This window comes from Bartonella senegalensis OS02, assembly GCF_000312545.1.
Taxonomy (GTDB): domain Bacteria; phylum Pseudomonadota; class Alphaproteobacteria; order Rhizobiales; family Rhizobiaceae; genus Bartonella; species Bartonella senegalensis.
Map to the genome: position 1 here is coordinate 334,054 of NZ_HE997540.1, position 20,875 is coordinate 354,928.

Here is a 20,875-nt window from a genome sequence, read left to right on the forward strand (position 1 = left end):
TAAGGTAAGAGAACCTTACACTCAATAAGCTATCCTATCAACTATAGTAAAAATTGGTACTGCACACGATAGGTGCTAACGTCCTGTTTGTAAAATAATAAAAGGCCTAAAGCCATTCTGGCAAGCAATAATCGTATAAAATCTCATAGTGGATGCTCAACGTAATTATTATATCTCTACTCTTAATGGCCACAAAAACGCGATATGCATCGCCACTTCTGCTTCTCCTAAATCTATACAGCGAAATAATTAACAAACAGGATAATAACTGTCAGAATGTTAGTAATCATCACGGGTTCTCCCTGTCGGACAATTTTAATATTCACAGCAATAATGGACAATAAGATCACAGTTAAGATGAGAGAGCGTTCGACCTGAGTTAAAACGTTTTCATTGATAACCCAGGAGTAAATACTCCACGGAATAAAAGAGATTATTACGTTAAACATGGTGCATCCTCCTTTTTATATTTGATAGAAAACTTACCGCAAGTGCTTCGTTTTTTAGTTTCCGTATGAATAAAAAACGCCACCTGGTTCACACTCTGTATCCTGTTTAATGGTCAACTGATAGGGATAGGTATCTCCCGGATAAACTGCTTCAATGAACTTTACTTTTTTCAGCGCAACAGATGCGATATTTTTCGCCCTACCTTGCGTGGACAAAGCCAGAATCATCTCAATCAATAGTGAACCAGAACATACGGCGCGGGAGGGGAAATGTTCCTCAAAAAGCGGGTGATGCGCATTAAAGGAAAAAGTACAAGAATCTCCTCTCCGGTTACGGAGAAAATCTTACATAAATTGCCTAGTAATGGAAGAGCGGCTTTCTCAAACACGAGCCAGAGAAGCAGACCTTACTGACAATGATGATTGCCTACGCAATAACGTCCTTGCCATTGTCGTATGGGCTGGCCTTACAGTGAATACGGTAGGCCTCATTAATGCGTTCAATATGTCCTTCAACGCGTAACCGATCGCTATCAAAATGGGTGGTAGAGAAAAACTGTTCAACCATAACAGGGAGATAGCGATAAGTGAGATCCGAGTTTTTAGCCACCCACGGTGGCGAATCGAACTGCAAACTGATGCAAGGCTTCGAGTAACAAGCCCTGTTTCAAATAGTTATGGGCTAAATCCCAGTGAGAAATATCGATTTGCCCGCAAGCCCCCATCGGTGCGGTTAAGGTGATACTCTGACATATACCCAAGAAATTTGGCTCAGTGCGATGCTTTATAACCATGATTGGGGGACCTTTTTATATTTTTCTCTTAAATCCTTTGATGATAAACTGAAGGAATGAGAGCTAAACCGCGCTTGATAGTGCGCGAGAAGTATCGGCATACGACAAACGAAAAAAGCCAACAATCCCAGCTCAGGAGCAGCCCGATGTTTGCTCATGATGAAGGAAAATGGTACGGTTGGTGGGATTCGAACCTACGACCTCTGGTGCCACAAACCAGCGCTCTAACCAACTGAGCTACAACCGCATAAAGTGAATGTATCAAACTGTTCACTCTTTCGTAAACACTTAATTCTTTCCTTGTGTGACATAAGGAAGATTAAAAGAGTTTGCAAGCCCCTTAAAAAAAATCTCGCATTTTTTATTACAAAAATAATTTTATCATAAAGAAAGCACACGTTTTGCCCAATGCTCAACACGGTGATCACGATAAGACTTTATACTCTCGACGCCATCTTTTTGCATAAACTGCAAAATCTCTTTTAAAATAGTTATGGCAAGATCTGGTCCTTCATAAACCATACCACTATAGAGTTGAATTAAATCTGCACCCGCTTTCACTTTTTCCAAAGCTGTTTGTGCATCCCTTATGCCCCCAACACCAATGATGGCAATCTCTTTCCCTAATTTTTGACGCATTTTTGCTAGCACAATAGTAGAACGCTCGAAAAGTGGGCGCCCAGAAAGCCCTCCCTCCTCATCCCTTAGTTTACTCTCTCTAAGACCTTGGCGTGAAAGAGTGGTATTGGAAACAATGAGACCATCAAAATCAGAGAGTTTTATTTCTTCAGCTACATCATCTAATTCTTTCTCCGATAAATCAGGCGCAATTTTTAAAAAAATTGGAACGGAGAATCCATGCTTTTTCTCTTGTTCACTACGCGCCTGCGAAATCGCATTCATCAAAAGATGCAAACTATCACGTGCTTGCAAAGCCCGTAAACCAGGCGTATTAGGCGAAGAAATATTAACCGTAAAATAATCAGCAACGTCATAAAAATAAGCAATACTCGTGGTATAATCATCAATCTTATCGACCGTATCCTTATTAGCCCCAATATTAACCCCTACAATACCAAGGCGTTCACACCTGCAAAGTCTGTTGTAAACAATTTGACACCCATCATTATTAAAACCCATTCTATTAATAATCGCTTCATCTTTTCTCAAACGAAAAAGCCGTGGTTTAGGGTTTCCAACCTGAGGTCTTGGCGTGACAGTCCCAATTTCAGTAAAACCAAATCCTAAATGAAAAACATCATTGACAACCTCTGCATTCTTATCAAAACCAGCAGCAAGACCGACAAAGTTTTCAAATTTAAGACCCGCAGTAGCCACACATAACCGCTTATCAACAATCTTCTGATAATTGCTCAATCCACTTTTTAACCCAACAATCGCTAAACGGTGTGCATGCTCTGGATCCAACATAAATAAAGCAGAACGACCAATACAACGAAAAAAACTCATCAATGCTTCTCCACAACACACAAATAACCCATTGCACCCTCACGTAAAGTTTGTAACATAAAAGATTACCCTTATAGATTGAACCTTATCTCAATCATAACGCAATCCCTCCCGCAAAAAAGTTCATCATAATAACTGCCACTCATATTTCTATTGATGAACATTAAACAAAAAATCCTTTTTTTAACAATTATTCAGATATTGAAAATTGCAACACTCTGCAAACAAGAATAACAGGTCAACTCTAAAATATACCTCCTTTTTCAACATATGATCATAAAAGTGTTGAAGCGATTTTATAAATCAAGAACAATGGTTTAGTTTCAGTCGAAAACAAGAAGAAAATATAGTTCTTATCAAAAAACTGTCCGTTTGAAATTTATAAGCTACCCTTCCATTCTATCAATTCAAATACAGCTCCTCGTTAAATCTTTAACATGTTATAATAGTCTTACAAGGATTTTGATATTTTTCATATAATACTGCAAGAAGGTGAAAACTGCCCTTTCCTTTTTTATCAAAAGCGATAATTAAAATTACTGTGTGTCACATATACAAAGGGGAAAACGCAATGTTTAAAGAATTCAAAGAATTTGCCCTAAAAGGTAATATGATTGATCTCGCCATCGGTGTGATTATAGGGGGTGCTTTTGGTGGCTTAGTCAATTCAATTGTCAATGATATTTTCATGCCAGTTATTGGTCTTATCACGGGTGGGATTGACTTTTCTAACATGTTTATTCAGCTTGCCGGTGAAAAACAGGCTACTTTGAGTGCAGCTAAAGCGGCCGGAGCAACCATTAGCTATGGCAACTTTATCACTTTGCTTATCAACTTTCTCATTATTGCGTGGGTTCTCTTTCTCTTTGTTAAAGGCATGAATAAAATACGCCGAAAACAAGAAGAACAGGAAAGCTCAAAAAAGATGTCTGTAGAACAACAACTTCTCTCAGAAATCAGAGACTTGCTAGCTAAGAAAAAATAAATTGATGCGTGGTTTCATGCATGAAAAACAGGAAAAAACATTTCTACAGTTGTTCCCTGATTGGGTTTTGAAAACAACAAAAATTGGCCTCCACTTTCTTCTACCATTGCTTTACACATCGGTAGTCCCAGGCCAGTGCCAATAAAAACGCTGTCACCAGAGCGACCATCTTTGCGCTCTACCTGACCGTAAGGTTGCAATGCTTGTAAAATTTCTTCATCATTCATCCCTACACCATTATCACTCACTGAAACCTTTACTTTCTCTTCTTTGCCATAAGAAACGTGCACAATGATTTGTCCCCCCGATGGTGTAAAACGGATAGCATTAGAAAGAAGATTCCATATGATCTGCCGAAAAATCTGTTGCGATATACCAATAAATGGCACATAAATCGGTGCAACAATGCGCATGATAATACCATTATGATTTGCTTGTGTTTCAAGAAAAGCTATACTCGCACGCAAACAGGATATCACATCAAATGTTTCAGCTATAACCGGTCTATTGTTCTGATTATTTGAATCAGAATGATTTGCTTTCGAGCACTCTAGTAATTGATTGACCAGCGATAATATATGTTTTCCAGAAGAGATAATATCACGTAAATATCCGCGATAACGCTCATTGTCTATCGTACCGAAACGACCATCCCTCATAATTTCTGCAAAACCGATGAGAGCATTTAAAGGTGTCCGCATTTCATGAACAATTCCAACCATTTTATTCTCTTCGGCCTTTTTATCTAAAGGCAGCACTATACTTGTCATATCATGCAGTATAACAGCATAATTGCCTTGTCGCAGAGATACCATTGTCATAGAAACAGTTATATTCTTATAATTTTTCGTCACTAAATCAGCTGTTTCACCACGAATAAAAGCTTGATTTTTTCCCTTCATACGGATCAACTGAAAATATTTTTCAACCAAAGAGCAACTTTGCAAAGTAAATAATGATGATAATGGCTGAGAGAGTAATTCATTTATTTCATAACCGGTTAATGCCAAAGCAGAACAACTGACCGCTTGAATGAAGCCTCGTTCATTCAACCACAAAACACCATCAGTAGCTGTATCCAATAATGATAAAACTGCTGTTGGTTCTTTTACAAGAGTTTCTTCTATGGTATTTTCAGACAATTCCTGTGCATATGGCAATTCATTGCCTGTTTCTTCAACAAAATGCCTCCCCTCTACCGATGAATCCAATTCATCGCGCAAGCGTTCTGCAATCTCACGAAAAGCTGAACGCTCCACCTCCGAGAGACTCGATGTTTTTGTATTGAAATCTTCAGCTTTTTTTTCTTGTGGCTTTTCTTGCATCTTCAAAACACCAAAATCACCAAACTCATTAAGACACTATATTTGGCATTAAAAATTGGCAAAGCAGAGAGTTTAACATAAAACCATTTTTAACAACCATCACCCGATCCTCAAAAAATCTGTTCACTCCACATCATAAACGCCTCAATAAAATCGCTGAATATACGATACCGCTCCTTATAAAATTGATTGGTAAGTTCACGGAAAAGAGACCATCCAACAGAAGAAGATAGAGACTTAACAATTTCACCTAACTCTGTTTGATATATCACAAAAGCAACTCTTCTTATCCATTTTCTAGGGAAAATATCGTAGCAAAACTCTTGCATAAAACGATAAAGTCTTGTTTATACTCCAAAATCTCTTCCTTTAAGAACATACACACAACCTGTAAGAATTACTGATTTTCCTTTCAAGAAAATAATGCCAACTTCATGTACAGACACCTCCATAAAATGGTTTTGGCTGGTCTCCCATTACCAACTGTCTGTAGCAAAATTTTGACCCTTTCATCACCAAAATAAAAATGAGAAAAAGTCTCCTATACCGTTGCATTTTCATTAATAACGGCAACGGATTAGTTACATCACCCAAACTAATCACTTTAAGAGAAAAATCTTCTTTCCCAGAAGCTTTCAACAAAAATACTTCATAATCAATAACATCAATAGACAACATTACAAAAGATTGAGTATAGCCCTGCAAACTATCTAACGCAACAAAACCTACAGAGCATTCTTTAATATTTTGTCGTGCTTCACTTGATTAAAAAAAAACGTTCGTCAATCATAGCAGCCACAAAAGAACAAACAAAAATACACTGTTGCATTCTTTGACCAAAAAATATTTCCACAACCTGATGCAAGGTACTGATTTATAATAATCCATTGTTTTGCATGTTGAATGAGAGACCTTAATATCGTAAGCTTCTTTCATTTCAATCTCTCTATATTGAAGCAATCAAAACCATTCGCTTGCACATTACAAGCGGGGGTGAACATGTGGAGAAAAAAACTTCAAGAAAGGAGTAAAAATGGCTCTTATGAACCGTCTTAAGTGCCAAGAGCTGATGCAACATTTTGAGCTAGCAAAGAATATGATGGTGCCGACGTGCCCCTTTATAAGCGTAAAGATAATAGTGCAAAATAGAGGAAAAACAAAAGCTCTTTAGTCCTCGAAGGAAAGTTCATCTCATTGCTTTACATTCTAGATACCCCCAAAATGGTAAATATATCTCCAACCTTCTTTTTATTACCCTGCTGTTCTGCAGCCTTAATACAAAGTGTTACTTCCTGTTCTGCATCTTCTTCACAAAGAACAGAACGCCATTGGGTTGCCGCTCGTGAATGGTATAAAGATAGCCACTGTACACCACAAGCTTTAAACTTATGAAGGGGCACGTCGGCACCATCATATTCTTTGCTAGCTCAAAATGTTGCATCAGCTCTTGGCACTTAAGACGGTTCATAAGAGCCATTTTTACTCCTTTCTTGAAGGTTTTTTCTCCACATGTTCACCCCCGCTTGTAATGTGCAAGTGAATGGTTTTGATTGCTTCAATATAGAGAGATTGAAATGAAAGAAACTTACGATATTAAGGTCTCTCATTCAACATGCAAAACAATAGATTATTATAAATCAATATATTGCCTCTTTAATCTTTCATAGTAAAAAAATGGTTACATAGCAACACGCGCGCCGTTGAAATAATCAAATATTCACTCTCACGATAATGACCATCCAATCTTGTTTAAAGTCATGTATCTTTTAAATTGTCTTGTTTACGATCGTAAATCATCAATGAGAATCTCACGTTTCCCGACATGATTAGCGGCTCCAACAATGCCTTTTTCTTCCATGCGCTCCACGAGAGAGGCTGCCTTATTATAACCAATTGCAAGCCGGCGTTGAATATAAGATGTTGAACATTTTTTATCACGCATAACAATCTTGACAGCTTGCATATAAAGTTCCTCACCCTCTTCACTAAGGTTTTCTGCTGCAGAAACTTCTGCAACTGAATCAGCTGTCTCTCCCTCTTTGTTATCGTCTTCACTATCCGTTACTGTGGCTAAATAATCAGGCTTTCCTTGCATTTTAAGATGCGCAACAATAGCTTCAACTTCTCCGTCAGAAACAAAAGGCCCATGAACACGCATAATGCGCCCACCACCAACCATATGAAGCATATCTCCTTGGCCTAAAAGTGTTTCTGCACCTTGTTCTCCCAAGATTGTACGACTATCAATTTTTGATGTGACCTGAAAAGAAATACGGGTCGGAAAATTCGCTTTAATCGTGCCCGTGATGACATCAACAGAAGGACGCTGTGTTGCCATAATAAGGTGAATACCTGCTGCACGCGCCATTTGCGCTAAGCGCTGAATAGCATTCTCTATTTCTTTACCCGCCACCATCATGAGATCGGCCATTTCATCGACAATCACAACGATATAAGGAAGTTGCGTGAGATCCATTGCTTCTTCATGATAAAGCATTTCCCCAGTTTCCTTATCAAAACCCGATTGTACAGTACACATGATCGTTTCACCTTTTTGTGCTGCAAGTGCAACGCGTGCATTAAAACCATCAATATTACGTACACCTAACTTAGCCATTTTCCGGTAGCGTTCTTCCATTTCACGAACAGCCCATTTTAAAGCTGTTACCGCTTTCTTCGGATCTGTCACAACAGGCGTTAAAAGATGTGGAATACCATCATAAACAGACAATTCTAGCATTTTAGGATCAACCATGATCAAACGACATTGCTGTGGTGTCATACGATAAAGAATCGATAAAATCATTGTATTAATCGCAACAGATTTGCCCGATCCTGTTGTTCCCGCAACCAACAAATGAGGCATTTTTGCTAATTCTGCAATGACAGGCTCTCCATTAATCCCCTTGCCCAAAGCAAGAGCTAACTTAAATTGGCTTTCACGAAAAGAACTCGATTGGATTAATTCCCGCAAATAAACGGTTTCACGAATCGCATTGGGCAACTCAATGCCAATGACATTGCGTCCAGGAATCACAGCAACACGTGTAGAAATAGCAGACATAGAACGAGCAATATCATCAGAAAGATTGATGACCCGCGATGATTTTACTCCAGCTGCGGGCTCAAATTCGTACATTGTTACCACTGGCCCTGGATGAACATGGATAATTTCACCTTTAATGCCAAAATCTTCCAAAACACTCTCCAAAAGTCCAGCACCGCGCTCCAATGTTTCCTGCGGAATCACTGTACCTTCATGAAAAACAGGCTCCTGCAATAAATCAATGGGAGGAAATTCATAATTGCCATAATTAAGAGAGTGAGCATTTTGCATAAAAACAGAATCGTAATTGTCTAAGGACGCATTCATGGATCGTAATGCTTTTCCTTTTGCTTTCATGAGAGACAAATTTTCTGAATTTTTCACTACATTTTCTTTTATACAAATGCCCATATTATCGCTATTTTTAGGCTCGTTAGTCGCACCTGTATCCTTTAATGTCTGAGCATAATCTTCAACAATTACTTCAGAATGACACTTTTGAACCTCTTTCACAATTTCATTCTTTGCATACATTAAGTCAGAAGTTTCTGTAATTCCCTGACACTCCTCCTGTGAGGACTCGGATGTAATGGAATTGTAAAATTGTGGGAAACGATATTCAAGAACACGGTAAAGAGCAGTAATTGACTCATCAAAGGTATGTGCTGTATTCAGCGTCACCTTGTTATTTGTAAAATCAATCCGTTTGGTATCTTGTTCCAAAATTTTAGTGTCAACCTGTTCTAACATAAGGGCCTGACACTCAAAAAATGCGTCATCAGAAAGATAAAATATAGGCTGTGTTTTTTGCACTATATTTTCTACTTGTAACTTACGTTTCCCTGCATCTTTCTCAAGCGACATAGGAACAGTTTGCTGTGATAACTGCTCCAGAACCGTTGAATGACAAGTTGACGCTTTATTCTCTATTGATCGAGAATTGATCACTTTTTTAATCGGCGAAAGATTTGTTGTTTTCTTGTTATAATGTATTGTTTTTGTAAGATTCTTTTGCTCTTTCTTCGTAAAAACTTTAAACTGTTGTGCAAAAATTGGATCGGCTTCTATGCGACGGCGTAAAATCTCAACTTCTGGTGTTCGAGTAAAACGTACATTTTGTCCGAGTGTAAAAGCCTTTTTCCACACTTCCGGATAAGGAAATATCTCAGCAATCTTAGAAGGTGCAATTTTTTCTGATACACCTTGTGTATTCTTATTAGATAAAGAAGATGTAGAAATGGATTTTGTTTTCGAATTATGCATGATACCCAACAAACTTATAGCAATAGGAACAATTACCTCTTCAAAAAGAATGCATAGAGACTACACTATGAAGGTTAATAACCTTTTGCTAACGGTCACTTTCTAACGAAAAAAGAAGGCTCTCATTCCTCTCAATGCCTCCTCCTCAACATTGAGTGTCTCAATTGCAAAATTCATGCTCTTATCTAGCTTAATAGATTGATTTTAAAGTAAATTATTATTACAAAAAATACAGAAAAATCGCTCATTCTTCTCTTTCTGTCCTCTTTTATATAGATTAATACTTTATATAAATTAATACAAAGAGCTATTCTGACTGTTATTTTTTCAGCTCTTCAGCCTTGTTATGATCAAATTTCTTTACCTTTGGTGAGATTATCCTTGTTATTCTTGTTAAAAAGGTCTCAAATAGAGTAAAATTTCAATAATAGAAAAAATAGGGAGTGCATCATGTTGAATAAGCGGAAATTTTATATCAATGGTCGATGGGACGATCCAAACACTCCTCATGATTTACATGTCATTGACCCTTCAACAGAAGAGGCGTGTGCTGTCATTAGTCTTGGGTGTACGAAAGATGCAGATAAAGCAATTAATGCTGCTAAAGAAGCTTTTCAAACTTGGAAAACAACCTCACCCCATGAACGGCTTAGATTCGTTGAAAAAATTTTAGAGATCTATGAAAAACGCTCAGGTGATATGGCAAAAACCATTTCAATGGAGATGGGAGCACCTCTTGATATGGCTCTTAATGCACAAACCGCAACCGGTAGTTCTCATATTCGCAACTTTATCAAAGCTTACAAAGAGTTTTCATTCCAAAAAATTTTAATAGAGGGAAATGAACAAGCGATTCTTCATTACGATCCTATTGGAGTGGTAGGGCTGATTACCCCATGGAATTGGCCCATGAACCAAGTGACTCTTAAAGTTATCCCTGCTCTCTTAGCTGGCTGCACTATGGTCTTAAAACCCTCTGAAATTGCTCCTCTTTCTGCTATGCTCTTTGCTGAAATTTTGGATGAAGCTGGCTTACCTTCTGGCGTTTTTAATTTAATCAATGGTGATGGCGCCAATGTTGGCTCTTACCTCTCTGCTCATAAAGACTTAGAAATGATCAGCTTTACCGGATCAACTAGAGCAGGAAAAGATATTTCTAAAAATGCTAGCAATACTCTGAAACGGGTCTGTCTAGAACTGGGAGGTAAAGGAGCAAATATTATCTTTGCTGATGCTGATACAGATGCTCTGCAGCGCGGTGTAAAACACTGTTTTTATAATAGTGGACAAAGCTGTAATGCACCAACACGTATGCTTGTGGAACAAGCTATCTATGACAAAGCTATCAAAACAGCCAAAGATATTGCCGAAAAAACAAAGGTAGGACCAGGATACCAAACTGGAAATCATATTGGTCCAGTCGTTTCAAAACAACAATATGATAAAATCCAAGATCTTATTCAATCTGGAATTGATGAAGGAGCAACCCTTGTCGCAGGGGGAACTGGTTTGCCAATGGGAATGGAACGCGGTTATTATGTACGCCCAACAGTTTTTGCCGATGTGAAACCTCATATGCGTATCTTTCGAGAAGAAATCTTTGGTCCTGTTCTCTCTATTCTTCCTTTTAATACAGAAGATGAAGCTGTCACCTTGGCCAATGACACTGACTATGGTCTTACAAACTATATACAATCGCAAGATCGGAGTAAATGTCGTCGTATTGCTGCACAAGTACGCTCTGGTATGGTAGAAGTTAACGGACATGGACTGCCAAGTGGAAGTTACTTTGGAGGCGTAAAATTTTCTGGACGTGCTCGTGAAGGAGGACATTGGGGAATTAAAGAATTTCTCGATACCAAAGCAATTTCATACTGGTAAAAGGATCTTCTGAAAAGCTTAATAGGAATTGTATGGTCACACAAAGAATAACGGATGAAGATGCTCTTGGGCAACGACTCGATCAGTGGCTTGCTAAAAAATATCACAATGTGCTGTCACGTTCACGTCTACAAGTCCTCATCCGTGAAGGCTATCTTAAAGTTGATGGTCAACTTATAAAGGAGCCAAAAACAAAATTAAAATCCAATCAAATCGTCGAATTGACAATGCCTGTTCTTCGTGATGCAGAACCTGACGGTGAAGCTATTGCATTGGACATTCTTTTTGAAGATGATCATGTCATTGTTATCAATAAACCGGCTGGTCTCGTTGTTCATCCTGGCAATGGTAATTGGACCGGAACATTAGTGAATGCCCTTATCCATCACTGTGGTAAGAGCTTGTCTGGTATCGGTGGTGTTAAGCGTCCAGGCATTGTGCATCGTCTCGATAAAAATACCAGTGGAGTCATAGTTGTCGCCAAAAACGACCTTGCTCATAAAAGCCTCAGTGCACAATTTGCTGATCACGGACGAACTAGCGCATTAGATCGACGTTATCATGCCTTGATTTGGGGATCTCCTAACCGCAATGTTTGGACAATTGATGCCCCCCTTGGTCGTTCTCCGCAGAATCGAACAAAGCAGACTGTCATCCATAACCAATGCCCCCATGCTCGTCATGCTGTTACACACTTCTCTCTCCTAGAAAAATATGAAATCTCTACAGACAAAACACCTTTTGCCAGTCTTCTGGAATGTCGTCTGGAAACTGGAAGGACTCACCAAATCCGTGTTCATATGGCTCATATCGGACACCCGCTCATAGGGGATACTGTTTATGGTAACGCTTTTAAAACAAAATCCAATACGCTTAATACTATCATTAAAAATGCAATCGATCAATTCAACCGACAAGCTCTTCATGCAGCCAGTCTTACCTTTGAACATCCCGCTACAGGTAAAATTCTGTCTTTTTCTTCACCGCTCCCTCAAGATATGGCTGAACTTATCAAGCATTTTAAAAAAATAAATTGAAACTTTTAACCCTCTCATGATTTCACAATAAAATATCTCTTTTTGAACAAAATCGAAAATTATGGTACACTGAGTTTGTAGAGATGTTTATAATGTCTGTAAATCGAATTTGCCTTATTAAGGGAATTCATGTAAAAGGAGGGTGCTATATGGCCCATATGAATCTGCTATCAGTAACAACAGGTGACGGAGGATTGAATCGTTACCTGGAGGAAGTACGTCGTTTTCCAATGCTTGAGCCAAAAGAAGAATATATGTTGGCGCAGCGTTACCGTAAGTATAACGATCTAAAAGCCGCGCATAAATTGGTAACCAGCCATTTGCGCCTTGTAGCCAAAATTGCAGTTGGATATCGTGGCTACGGACTGCCCATTGGGGAGGTCATTTCAGAAGGCAATATTGGACTTATGCAAGCTGTTAAGCGTTTTGAACCTGAACGCGGCTTTCGCCTTGCAACCTATGCAATATGGTGGATTAAAGCGTCAATCCAAGAATATGTATTGCGGTCTTGGAGTTTGGTGAAAATAGGAACAACTGCTAATCAAAAGCGCTTGTTTTTCAACCTTCGTAAATTAAAGAGCAGGCTTCAAGCACTTGACAATGGTGACCTTAACGCAGAGCAAGTGAAAGGAATTGCAACCCAATTGAATGTCACAGAAGATGAAGTTGTGTCGATGAATCGTCGACTTGGTGGTGATACTTCGCTCAATGCGCCACTTCGAACAAAAGAAGGTGAAAATAGCGAATTGCAGGATTGGCTGGTGGATGATTCCAACAATCAGGAGCAAATTTTAATCGAACAAAATGAATTGGAGAATCGTCGTTCCATGCTAACAAACGCCATGGATAATTTAAATGAACGTGAAAAACGCATTTTTAAAGCACGTCGTTTAAGCGATATACCGCTAACATTAGAAGAGCTCTCAAGTGAATTTAACATCAGTCGCGAACGTGTAAGACAAATTGAAATGCGTGCATTTGAAAAAGTACAAAATTCTATCAAGGCTTCTGCTTTATCCCAAAATCAATCCCAAAATCAAGTGTGAAACTCCTGAAGCTTAAGTGTAGAGTCAATTATCTGCGCGTGTTAAATGACAAAGAGCCAGTATAGGCTTGCTCTTTGTCTTTCCATTGAGCTGCCAAACAATTTTTGTATGAAAAGTTCTCTTTAAACTTTTCCTATCATTTGCATTGAGAGTTATTTTTTCTGTCCAAGAACTGTTAGTTTTTCTGGTTGCTCAAGCCATTTTCCAATAACCTTATTAAAAATAGACTCACCTGTTGGTCCTTTTGCGAAAGTTAATTCGTTTGTACGTCCGTTTTTATCAGTCAGGACTAAACGCATCCAATCTAATTCCTTCATCAATTGTAAATTTCGGTTAAGAAATGGATGTTTTCCGCTCAAAGCAACAAGAAAAAAATCATCATCAATCTTTGCTGCAACAGTCCTTGTTAAAGCCTGACCAATGGACTGTTCACTTGCTTTAAAAGTTAATGCTTGAACATTGCTTATAGCTTGGCCTGAAAATTTATCAGAAAGAATAAAAATAAGATCCATAATATATGCTGCAGGAAAAGACACGTCAGTATTACGACGTAAAATTAACCGTAATGATAATCCTTTATCTGGAATTGTTATATCTCCTTGTATAGCCGATTCTTCTGGATCTCTCTTTATAAGCGTCCAACGTGCACTCCCCGTTGCAACTTTTTCTGCATCATAATCCGTACGTGCTTGATAAAAGACAGCTTCACCTAGCTGTTCCATTGATTGTAAATTGCTTGAAACAGCTGTTGAGATTCCTTCTGCATTCGAAGAAACTGTCGTTTGCTCTAAATTGGTATCAACTTCACTGCCATCTTCTAATAAGCGTTGTGTTAACTTTCTTTTGACTGAAAATGCCTGTGATAACACGTGAGAAGCTTGGACATTTCCTCCCAAAAACTGAGGATCACTTGATACAAGCATACGTCCACCAACAAAACAAATACCAATCATTAAAGTGAAAAAACCGATAAAAAAAGCAGCACTTATTACAATACGCCTTTGCATCGATGCCCTATTAGCACGACGCATAGCTTGAGAAAAAATATGTGAAACAATGTGTGGATTATCTCCTTGGGAAGGAGAAGCTAAAGGAGAAACCCTTAACGTATTGTTTTCAGTACACTGAGAAGCCAAACAAGCTTCCATATTGACGGGCTCTGCATCTGACAAAGCTGAAACAGAAGACCCAACAAACACCTGATGGTTTTTTGAACTTATAATAGAATCCTGTCTTCCTTCTGTTTCTACCACTGAAAACTCATGGCCTTGCGGTAATAGAGAGGTGTATGTGTACTTCCCAGATTGCGTTATACTTTTAGGGTTCCACCCAATAACTGAAGAAAGCAATTCCTTTTCAACCGCTAAATATTCTGCTTCAACCGTTGCAATAGCACTTTGCAAAATCTTTCTTTGCTCATCTGCTATTGCTTGGGGTACTCTCGTTGCTAAAAATTGCTGTTCTAATGTTTCGATAGCTCGTTTATAAATCTGCTTACGCAGTCTTGTTGTAACATTATTTTGCGCATTGATTGTCTTTTTTAAGATTCCAACGAAATCTACCATATGCTCTACAATCTTCCTTAAACTGAGAAAAGAAATCTGAGCTTTAGGGCCAAAAAAACCTTTATTTTAGCCTTCTCAATTGATTATCACTTATATTGATACAACTATCTAAATAGTGTAAAATGAATATGAAAAATAAACAATGCTCTTTTGCACCTTTCTCTCATTTGTTCTTAAGACTCTCTTCGTAGCAAAACACAAAAACAAACTGAAAACCTACACGGAAATCTCAAAGTAATGGTTAATTTGTAAAAGGATCCGTAATAAGGATAGTATCTTCACGCTCGGGACTCGTGGATAATAAAGCCACCTGTGCACCAATCAGTTCTTCAATATAGCGTATATATTTGATAGCCTGCACTGGTAAATCTTCGAAGCTCAACGCATGTGCTGTTGCTTTCTTCCAACCTTCTAATGTCTCGTAAATAGGTTTCACACGAGATTGTGCTCCCATAGAAGAGGGTAAATAATCAATTCTTTTCCCATCAAGTTCATAACCAATACAGACTTTAATTTCATCCAAGCCATCCAAAACATCAAGCTTTGTCAATGCTATACCCTGAACACCACAAATCATTACCATTTGACGGACTAAGACAGCATCAAACCAGCCACATCGACGTTTTCGACCAGTCACAACACCAAATTCATGCCCACGTTTTCCAAGAAATTCGCCAATATCATTTATCTGCTCTGTCGGAAAAGGCCCTTCTCCAACACGTGTTGTATAAGCTTTTGCAATACCCAAAACATAATGCATTGCACTAGGTCCCATACCTGAGCCGGTACACGCTTGCCCAGCAACTGTGTTGGATGACGTCACATAAGGATAAGTCCCGAAATCATTATCTAATAAAGCACCTTGTGCACCTTCAAAAAGAACATGTTTGCCCATTCGATAACTTTCATCCAAAAGACGCCACGTACAATCTATAAAGGGTAGAATTTCATCCGCTACTTGCATCAATTCATCATACAGCGCTTGAGAATCAATCTCTGCAACGCCCATCCCACGACGTAAAGCATTATGATGTCGCAAAAGTCGTTCAATCTTAGCCATAAGCGTATTAGCTTCCGCCAAATCCATCACACGGATAGCACGACGCCCTACCTTATCTTCATAAGCCGGACCAATACCACGCTTTGTCGTACCAATTTTTAAACCGGATAAACCACTTTCGCGGGTTGCATCAAGATCGCGATGCAAAGAGAGAATCAAGGGAGCATTTTCAGCAATACGCAAAATTTCCGGTGTAATTTTTACACCCTGATCACGTAGTTTTTTTAATTCTGCTACAAAATGATGAGGATCAACGACAACACCATTACCGATAATTGATAACTTCCCACGAACTAAACCAGATGGTAAAAGTGATAATTTATAATGAACGCCATCAACAACCAATGTATGACCTGCATTGTGCCCACCTTGATATCTGACTACGATATCAGCCCGCTCCGACAACCAATCTACAATTTTACCTTTTCCTTCATCGCCCCATTGTGTGCCTACAACTACTACATTGGCCATAACTCTCTCCGTCGTGTTTGGTCAAACAAAACCAGCATTCAAAAACAAACGTTTCCTTATAACGAAACGTTAGAGAAAGTGCGACTCCTCATTTCAGCTTTTTTGCAATCTTCAGTTCTACGAACCATCAAGACCACAATAGTAAGATATAAAATATATCTTCATTCTAAATCAGTTATTCTTGCTGTAAAAATTAGAAGAATTTAGAACTGATCACTGTTGCTTTTACAAAATTTGATAAATCATTCACACCATCTGCGTAGTTTTTTACGATCTGTATAATACTTGAAAGTCGTTTGTCTGACACAAAGATACGAAAGATCATCATGATCTCCCATTTTCTTTTTCCTCCTCTCTGTTACCTTGTAAACAGATTTGCCAAATAACGCATAAAGAGAAACCTTGATTGCTTCCAACACCCTAAAATAGAAATGGTCAGTGCAAGCCCTGATGGGTTTGTTAGTAAGGACGGTTTAGTTGAGGTCAAATGCCCACAGTCACAAAATCATATCCGCTTCTTTATGGATGGCAATATCAAGCCTGAATATCTTGCGCAAATGCAATTCCAAATGGCTTGTACTGGACGTAAATGGTGTCATTTCATAAGCTATAATCCGCATTTTGTATGCAGATCAGATTACTTGCGCATGAGAATCAAACGTATCAATCGTGATGACGAACAAATTAAAAAAATGAATCAAGCGGTCGAAGTCTTTTTAAAGGAAATAGAGCAAGATATGAAGAGGATTTCGACACAAAAGCTGCTTGACGTTATGGGGGACTTCTCCTCCCAGCACCCCCACCCTTTTCACACAAGGAAATCAAATATTTGTAACACCAAACATGCCTTCATCCTCTCTGATAAAGATGAGAAGCCTTGCTTTTTTACCATTGGCTATGAAGGAAAATCTCTTGAGAATTATCTGTATCTGTATTGCCTTATAAAAAACAATATCAAAATTTTGTGTGATGTTCGTAAAAATTCCATAAGTAGACAACATGGGTTTTTGAAAAGGCAATTAGAGAACGCTGTAAACAACATTGGCATTGAATATGTGCACATGCCTGAATTTGGAATTGCCTCTGAAAAAAGACGCAATCTGAAAACACGAGAAGATTATGAACATCTTTTTGAGGATTACCAAAAGACAACCCTTAAAAATAATCCTCATGCAATAGAAAAATTATACCAGCTTTTTTGGATAAAAGGCGTGTTGCAATTACTTGCTTTGAAACTGATGTGTGTATGTGTCATCGAGGACAAATTGCAAAGGCTCTTACACAACTCAAAGATTGGAAATATGAAATTAAACACATCTAACAAATAAATTTGCAAATTTTAAATACAAAAAAAATCTCTTAGCAGCCCAGTTTACAGAACATAAAAAAATAGAAAGGTAATGGAGATGGATATTTGATGATGGCGATAGATATGTAACAACCGGTTTCTTGCTTAAAACCATCTAGTTATATTTACGTCGTGACAAATGCTAAAAACCGGTCCTCATCATTTAATAGCAGCCATAACTATTTCTTGCCCGTATCAATTGCTGCAATTAATTTTTGTAAACTAATTTCGTGTTTGAAGCGCTCGACATACTGACCAAATGAGGCAAGGATTTCCTCCAGATAAGGAAGGAGCTATGTGCTCCTTATATCAACAATAAGTCAAAAGCGCTTTTGCTATTATAAACGACCTAAAGACTGTAATAAGTTAAATCGCGTGATATGACTCCACTTAACACTCGTAATGTGCACAGCTTTTTAGTGTCTCCACAACAAAAATTTGCAATTGGGTGCTTCAAGGTCTATTTCCAAAGCCATATAGGGAGAGCCTTAAGGTAGAGAAAAAGAGAAATCTTAGCGTTGACTTCAGAGAAAAATACGGAGCAAATAACAACAAATTAGGTGAAATTGTAAAATGACAAGAGATGGACTAAAAATAGACAATTAAAATAAAAAGCTTCTCTCTTTCAATGTGCTAAAAACAAAAAGTGGTGCCCAGACGCGGATTCGAACCACGGACACGCGGATTTTCAGTCCGCTGCTCTACCAACTGAGCTATCTGGGCACATTTCACAAAGCACGTGAACGTTTGCGGTTATAACATTAAAATTTTCTCTGTCCAGCTATCAAAAGAAAAATAATTGATTTTTTGTAATTTTATTTCCGTATTCTGGGCGATTATAGTTGCTTTTTCTATAAAATAAACTTGATAGGTATAGTGTAATGCGTTAGTGTTTTATTATCAAGATGCTGTTTTATCGTGGTGAGATACGGTAAATCTTTTAAAGAATCAATCTAGAGGCATGGTTGAGAGAAATAGTTTTCACAAAGTTTCCGTTTATATTAAGCCGACAAAATAAATAGAAACTATTTTTGATCTTTGTCTTAAAGAGGCTATTGATATAGGCCTTTTATAATAATTCTTTTTTCTTTAAAGGAAGGCAAATCATCTAAAAGGGGAGAATAATGATGATGTTTAAAAAACCAACTTGTCGTCCAAATAATCCTAATTTTTCTTCAGGCCCTTGTAGCAAACGACCTGGCTGGACTCTAGAAGTTCTTAAAAAAGCATTGGTTGGGCGTTCGCACCGGTCAAGAGAAGCAGAATTAAGACTTGCTGAAATTATTGATTTAATCCGTGAGATTCTTGAAGTGCCTTCTGATTATCGTATAGGGATTGTCCCTGCTTCGGATACTGGTGCTGTTGAGACAGCTCTATGGTCTTTATTAGGTGAACGTGGCGTCGATATGGCGGCGTGGGAAAGCTTTGGTACAGGGTGGATTACAGATGTTGTTGAACAATTAAAGCTTTCTGATGTGCGCCGTTTTGAAGCTCCTTATGGGGAGTTACCAGATTTAACACAAATGGATTTTGATCGTGATGTTGTTTTTACATGGAATGGGACGACTTCTGGCGTACGTATTCCTAACGCAGATTTCATTCCAGAGAAGCGAGCAGGATTGACAATTTGTGATGCAACATCCGCAGCTTTTGCGCAAAATCTTGATTTTTCAAAATTAGATGTTGTTACTTTTTCATGGCAAAAAGTTTTGGGAGGTGAAGCTGCACATGGTATATTAATTTTAAGTCCTCGTGCTGTTGAGCGGCTTGAAAGTTATGTTCCAGCTTGGCCTATGCCGCAAATTTTCTGTCTGAAAAAAGATGGAAAATTGAACGAAAATATTTTTAAAGGAGCAATCATCAATACTCCCTCTTTACTATGTGTTGAAGATTTTCTTGATGCATTAAAGTGGGCAAAGGCACAAGGTGGTTTGCGTGCATTAATGGCGCGAGTTGAGAAAAATTTTGCAGTACTTGATGCTTTTATTCGCAAAACACCGTGGTTAGAATATTTGGCAAAAGATCCTCAAGTGCGTTCTAACACATCTGTTTGTTTAGATATTGTTGATCCAATGGTTACTGCTTTGGATACTGAAAAGCGGGTATCTTTTATAAAAGCAATCGTAAAGCGTCTTGATGAGGAAGGAGCCGCTTATGATATTGGTTCGTATAGAGATGCACCTCCAGGCCTTAGAATTTGGACAGGTATAACAATTGAGGCTTCTGATCTTGAAATTTTAACACCATGGCTTGAATGGGCATTTCAGGTTGAAAGGGCTCAACTTTAAGGGATTCTGAGCAATTTTTATGACGCGTTTTTTTGGAGAATGTGCTCAATGAGCGGCAACGCGCTAAGTTTGCAAAACGAATGGGTGTGAAGGAAGAGGATATTCGTGTACACCACACGTTACCCTTTCCGCATTCTCAACTGTATATGCGAGACATTACCTTGGAACAACAGTTTTTTTGCAACTCGCCCCTTTTAAAAAACTCAATAACGGTGATTATGAAGAGGTACCAGCCGAATTACAAAAATGGACCAAAGCGGATGGTAAGCGCTTACAAGGTCTTGTGCACCGGCGTGCAGAAGAAGCAAGATTATGGGTGAAAAGTGCTTTTGTTTCCTCCAATTATCAAACCTTGGGAACAAAGGATTCAACGGATTTTTTTTAAGGCAGAAGCCCTTACACCAATCATTGTGTCTTTCTCAGGTCTTGGAGGCTTGTTGGCAGGTCATGCTCCAGTGCAATGGACGACACTCACCACCACTATGGTTATAGCAACAGGTGTTGCTATTTTCCTTGTTGCGAAACACTTTCAGGAGCACCGCCTATGATCTTGTGGATGAAAAAAATCTGCTTCTAACACGTGCAGCTCTAGCCGCTTTTTTTATGATCTTTTTATCACTAAACTCCGATTTTTGCTACTTTTGATTCTTTTTTGCAATTTTAGCTGTTAAAATCCAATTTGATAAAACTCTCATTTAATGGTAAAAAACACTTACAAAAACAATAAATTAACACATATTCCTACTTAATACCACCTCTCTCCCAATTAGTACAAAACCGAGTGTCAAACTATAACCCTTTTCAAAAAGACACAAAATGATACGACTTTGTGACTTGATAAACATAA

15 protein-coding genes, 2 tRNA genes and 4 pseudogenes are annotated in these 20,875 nt (G+C 38.3%); 9 read left to right on the forward strand and 12 right to left on the reverse strand.

The window, feature by feature from the left end; translation table 11 throughout:
• Positions 1–233: 233 nt before the first annotated feature.
• From BN200_RS01385 to BN200_RS01400, 5 genes and pseudogenes are all read right to left on the reverse strand, one after another.
• Entirely contained in the window at positions 234–449 is a 216-nt protein-coding gene (locus BN200_RS01385; protein WP_019220619.1) for a hypothetical protein, read from the reverse strand.
• 54 nt (positions 450–503) lie between these two features.
• Positions 504–704 (reverse strand): annotated as a pseudogene (locus BN200_RS10130) (beta-hydroxyacyl-ACP dehydratase); the annotation flags it as partial.
• A gap of 172 nt (positions 705–876) precedes the next feature.
• Positions 877–1,059 carry a hypothetical protein gene (locus tag BN200_RS09530; protein WP_244426845.1) on the reverse strand — a complete coding sequence of 61 codons (183 nt, stop codon included), beginning with the start codon at positions 1,057–1,059 and terminating at the stop codon, positions 877–879.
• A gap of 354 nt (positions 1,060–1,413) precedes the next feature.
• Positions 1,414–1,490 (reverse strand) — tRNA-His (locus tag BN200_RS01395).
• 134 nt (positions 1,491–1,624) lie between these two features.
• Positions 1,625–2,713 carry a quinone-dependent dihydroorotate dehydrogenase gene (locus BN200_RS01400; RefSeq protein WP_019220623.1) on the reverse strand — a complete coding sequence of 363 codons (1,089 nt, stop codon included), beginning with the start codon at positions 2,711–2,713 and terminating at the stop codon, positions 1,625–1,627.
• A 571-nt stretch (positions 2,714–3,284) separates the two neighbouring features.
• Here BN200_RS01400 and mscL point away from each other — a divergent pair.
• Positions 3,285–3,698, forward strand: a complete 414-nt coding sequence (mscL, locus tag BN200_RS01405) for a large conductance mechanosensitive channel protein MscL (RefSeq protein ID WP_019220624.1) — start codon at positions 3,285–3,287, stop codon at positions 3,696–3,698.
• A gap of 14 nt (positions 3,699–3,712) precedes the next feature.
• Here the strand turns inward: mscL and BN200_RS01410 are convergent, their stop codons facing one another.
• From BN200_RS01410 to BN200_RS01425, 4 genes are all read right to left on the reverse strand, one after another.
• Entirely contained in the window at positions 3,713–5,023 is a 1,311-nt protein-coding gene (locus BN200_RS01410; protein WP_034988560.1) for a PAS domain-containing sensor histidine kinase, read from the reverse strand.
• 110 nt (positions 5,024–5,133) lie between these two features.
• Positions 5,134–5,295, reverse strand: coding sequence for a hypothetical protein (locus BN200_RS08475; RefSeq protein WP_154645965.1), 162 nt, complete (start codon positions 5,293–5,295; stop codon positions 5,134–5,136).
• Between the two features lie 927 nt (positions 5,296–6,222).
• Positions 6,223–6,423 carry a hypothetical protein gene (locus BN200_RS01420; protein WP_019220627.1) on the reverse strand — a complete coding sequence of 67 codons (201 nt, stop codon included), beginning with the start codon at positions 6,421–6,423 and terminating at the stop codon, positions 6,223–6,225.
• A gap of 380 nt (positions 6,424–6,803) precedes the next feature.
• On the reverse strand, positions 6,804–9,332 hold the full coding sequence (locus BN200_RS01425) for a DNA translocase FtsK (RefSeq protein ID WP_034988841.1): 2,529 nt from the start codon (positions 9,330–9,332) through the stop codon (positions 6,804–6,806).
• A 450-nt stretch (positions 9,333–9,782) separates the two neighbouring features.
• Here BN200_RS01425 and BN200_RS01430 point away from each other — a divergent pair, with 450 nt between their 5' ends.
• The 3 genes from BN200_RS01430 to rpoH all read left to right on the forward strand — a co-directional run bounded on the left by BN200_RS01430 (position 9,783) and on the right by rpoH (position 13,296).
• Positions 9,783–11,213: an aldehyde dehydrogenase family protein gene (locus tag BN200_RS01430; RefSeq protein ID WP_019220629.1), complete on the forward strand. Its 1,431-nt coding sequence runs from the start codon at positions 9,783–9,785 to the stop codon at positions 11,211–11,213.
• A gap of 32 nt (positions 11,214–11,245) precedes the next feature.
• On the forward strand, positions 11,246–12,250 hold the full coding sequence (locus tag BN200_RS01435) for an RluA family pseudouridine synthase (protein WP_019220630.1): 1,005 nt from the start codon (positions 11,246–11,248) through the stop codon (positions 12,248–12,250).
• Between the two features lie 149 nt (positions 12,251–12,399).
• Entirely contained in the window at positions 12,400–13,296 is an 897-nt protein-coding gene (rpoH, locus tag BN200_RS01440) for an RNA polymerase sigma factor RpoH (protein WP_019220631.1), read from the forward strand.
• A 152-nt stretch (positions 13,297–13,448) separates the two neighbouring features.
• On the opposite strand, the gene BN200_RS01445 is transcribed toward rpoH, so the two are convergent.
• Positions 13,449–14,861 (reverse strand): membrane protein, encoded by a 1,413-nt coding sequence (locus BN200_RS01445; RefSeq protein ID WP_019220632.1) that lies wholly within the window; start codon positions 14,859–14,861, stop codon positions 13,449–13,451.
• A 241-nt stretch (positions 14,862–15,102) separates the two neighbouring features.
• Positions 15,103–16,392, reverse strand: a complete 1,290-nt coding sequence (locus BN200_RS01450) for an adenylosuccinate synthase (RefSeq protein WP_019220633.1) — start codon at positions 16,390–16,392, stop codon at positions 15,103–15,105.
• A 413-nt stretch (positions 16,393–16,805) separates the two neighbouring features.
• Between BN200_RS01450 and BN200_RS01455 the strand changes: the two are divergent.
• From BN200_RS01455 to BN200_RS09535, 3 genes and pseudogenes are all read left to right on the forward strand, one after another.
• A pseudogene (locus tag BN200_RS01455) lies at positions 16,806–17,150 on the forward strand (YqaJ viral recombinase family protein); the annotation flags it as partial.
• A 15-nt stretch (positions 17,151–17,165) separates the two neighbouring features.
• Positions 17,166–17,720 carry a DUF488 domain-containing protein gene (locus tag BN200_RS01460; protein ID WP_244426875.1) on the forward strand — a complete coding sequence of 185 codons (555 nt, stop codon included), beginning with the start codon at positions 17,166–17,168 and terminating at the stop codon, positions 17,718–17,720.
• A 423-nt stretch (positions 17,721–18,143) separates the two neighbouring features.
• Positions 18,144–18,300: pseudogene (locus BN200_RS09535) on the forward strand (helix-turn-helix transcriptional regulator); the annotation flags it as partial.
• An 87-nt stretch (positions 18,301–18,387) separates the two neighbouring features.
• On the opposite strand, the gene BN200_RS01465 reads toward BN200_RS09535, so the two are convergent.
• A tRNA-Phe gene (locus tag BN200_RS01465) sits at positions 18,388–18,463 on the reverse strand.
• Positions 18,464–18,864: 401 nt separating this feature from the next.
• On the opposite strand from BN200_RS01465, the gene BN200_RS01470 reads away from it, so the two are divergent.
• A complete protein-coding gene (locus BN200_RS01470) occupies positions 18,865–20,028 on the forward strand; it encodes a phosphoserine transaminase (protein WP_019220634.1) in 1,164 nt (387 codons plus the stop codon).
• 160 nt (positions 20,029–20,188) lie between these two features.
• Positions 20,189–20,576, forward strand: a pseudogene (locus tag BN200_RS01475) (glycoside hydrolase family protein); the annotation flags it as partial.
• Positions 20,577–20,875 lie beyond the last annotated feature (299 nt).